This window comes from Collinsella sp. Sow4_E3 (assembly GCF_052116285.1).
Classification (GTDB): Bacteria; Actinomycetota; Coriobacteriia; order Coriobacteriales; family Coriobacteriaceae; genus Collinsella.
In genome coordinates this window covers 1-478 of record NZ_JBQKLJ010000115.1, presented here as the reverse complement: position 1 = coordinate 478, position 478 = coordinate 1, and the positions used below count along the sequence as shown (strand labels likewise).

Genomic DNA, 478 nt, shown 5'->3' with positions numbered 1-478 from the left:
CAGATTGACCTACCGCGCAATGTCAAATCAGGTCTGATTGATGCCAAAGAGAAATTGCAAAAAATCCAGCAAATTGATTTTGTCTATCTGTCAGCTAAGGACGTGGTCCGTCATCCAGTAGTCGCTGAGATTATCAATGCCTATGAGAAAGAAGAAAACTAGCTCTGGTTCAGGGCTCTTTTTGTAGTTTTTTTAGATAGAGTTGCTTTAGATAAAGTCGAATGAATTAGTATATTTAGACTAGGAATGGAGATACAGGAGGCTAGGCAAAAAGTTCAGATCTCTAAGGTAGAATTCGGTATAATACCGAAACCTAGAAATTGGGACATGAGAAGAACTCTTTTGATTTGTCGAGTGCTGTCCACTCCTAAGTAGAAAACGAGGACGTATCAAATGACCATAATAGGAGAAAAGAGATGTTTGCCTTAACTGAATCGCAGTTGGATCATGCCCGGATCCTGACAAGAGAGGATATACC

General features: G+C 40.0%; 1 protein-coding gene. It reads left to right on the top strand.

From position 1 onward, the window contains the following. The first annotated feature begins 3 nt into the window (after window positions 1-3). The gene (locus tag ACTQ48_RS11540) at window positions 4-162 is read left to right on the top strand and encodes a PhoH family protein (RefSeq protein WP_441571071.1); all 159 of its coding nucleotides are present in this window, start codon (window positions 4-6) and stop codon (window positions 160-162) included. Window positions 163-478: the final 316 nt, after the last annotated feature.